Raw genomic sequence first — 1752 nt, forward strand, 5'->3', positions numbered from 1 at the left:
GGCGGCTGGTTGGGCGGCTGGCTCATGACGGGTGCACCTCGCGAGTACGGGGACGGCGGCTGGACGACGAAGACGACGGGGAAGCGGAGCGGCCGAAGCGGCGCGCGGACGCCGGCCGCACGAGGCGGCCGGCCCGGCTCACTTGCCGTAGGCGAGCATCAACTTCTCCTTGCTGTCCTTGCTTCCGCTCAGCCGGGTCGTGGAGATGTAGAAGCGTCCGTCGACCCAGTCGATGTCCTTGGAGAAGAAGCTGCTCTCGATCATCGCGGTGCCCTCGGGGTTCTGCAGCAGCTTCACCGGGGTGTGGTCCGAGCCCTTCGTCGGGATGGCCACGATCCGGCCACCGGCGTCGTAGGACGGAGCGGCGTAGGCGATGAGCCGTCCGTTCTCCATCTTGAGCGGCGTCATCGCGGTGTCCGTCGGGGACTTCACACGCCACTTCTCCTTGCCGGTGTCGAGGCTGATCGCGAGGATCTCGTTGCGGCGGCGGCCGGCGTCGGTGGGCAGGTAGAGGGTGTCGGCGTCGGCCACGACGGCCTTGCAGCCCTGCAGGTCGCGCCGGAGGACGACCCAGCCGCACTCGGGGTTGAAGCTGGCGTCGGTGTCCACCTGGGAGCGGACGGAGCCGTCGCCGTCCAGCGTGGAGACGTTCCAGCGCTTGCGGTCCTCGCTCGTGGAATACAGGATCACCGGGTCGACGGAGAAGACCTTCCGGACCGACCAGCCCTTGGGGATCTTCTTGGTCCACTTGACCTTGCCGGTGGCGGGGTCGAGTTCCCGCACCTCCTCGTGCTCGGCGGGCTGTCCGGCGGCGCAGGAGGCGACCGAGATCAGCCGGGTGCCGCCGGCGAAGGGGCCGGGGAAGCAGGCCTGGCCGTACCTCTTCACGTCGTAGAGCTTCTTGCCGGTGGTGATGTCGTACGCCGTGCCCGACTGGGAGCGGCCCACCATCAGCGTCTTGCCGGCCACGGTCAGCTCGAGGCTGAGCGTGCTGTCGAACAGGTCGCCCTCGGCGACCTCGGCGCTCCAGCCCTTCTTGCCGGTGTTCAGGTCGAGCTGCTGGAGCCGGTTGCAGTTGGCGCGGTCGCTGCTGCCGTCCATGTAGGCCACGACGACCTTGTCGTCGGCGGTCTTCTGGGGCGTCACCGCGCAGATCTTCTCGGGGAAGGCGACCGGCTCCCAGGTGGGCCTGCCGTCACTGACGTTGTAGGCGAAGACCTGCTTGTACGCCGCCTTCACCGCCGCCTTGTCGGTGATCCACATGCCCGGTGCCTCGGCGCCGCGGCCGGGTGCCTTGGGCGCCTCCTTGTACCAGAGCACCTTGGCCTCGCCGGCCTTGCGGCCCGCGTTGAGGTCCTCCGGCTCCGACTTGCCGTCGCCGCTGCCGTCACCGGGGTTGACGGGGGCGTCCGAGGAGGCGGGGCCCGAGGGCTTGGAGTCGCTGCTCTTCTGGGCGGCGGGCTTGTCGTCCCCGCTGCCGGTGACGGCCCATATGGTGCCGCCGGCCACGAGCAGGGCGGCCACCGCGGCGCCGACGATGGCGGCGGGCTTGCCCTTGAACGGGTTGCGGGAGCCGCCGGCGGGCGGGGTGCCCGGGGCGCTCGGGTACTGCGGCTGCGGGTAGCCGTAGCCGGGCTGCGGCCCGTACGGCCCCGGCTGCTGCGGCTGCCCGTACGGGCCGGGCGTGCCGGGGGTGTTGTAGGGGCCCGGCTGGGCGTACGGGCCGGGCTGCTGCGGATAGCCGTAGCCGGG

General features: G+C 71.1%; 1 protein-coding gene. It reads right to left on the minus strand.

Features of this window, described 5'->3' with window-relative positions:
* Window positions 1-138 precede the first annotated feature (138 nt).
* Window positions 139-1752: outer membrane protein assembly factor BamB family protein (locus CCN35_RS27175; RefSeq protein ID WP_086794681.1), on the minus strand; the 1614-nt coding region annotated here is incomplete at its 5' end.

The organism is Streptomyces thermovulgaris (assembly GCF_002155915.1).
GTDB classification, from domain to species: Bacteria; Actinomycetota; Actinomycetes; order Streptomycetales; family Streptomycetaceae; genus Streptomyces; species Streptomyces thermovulgaris.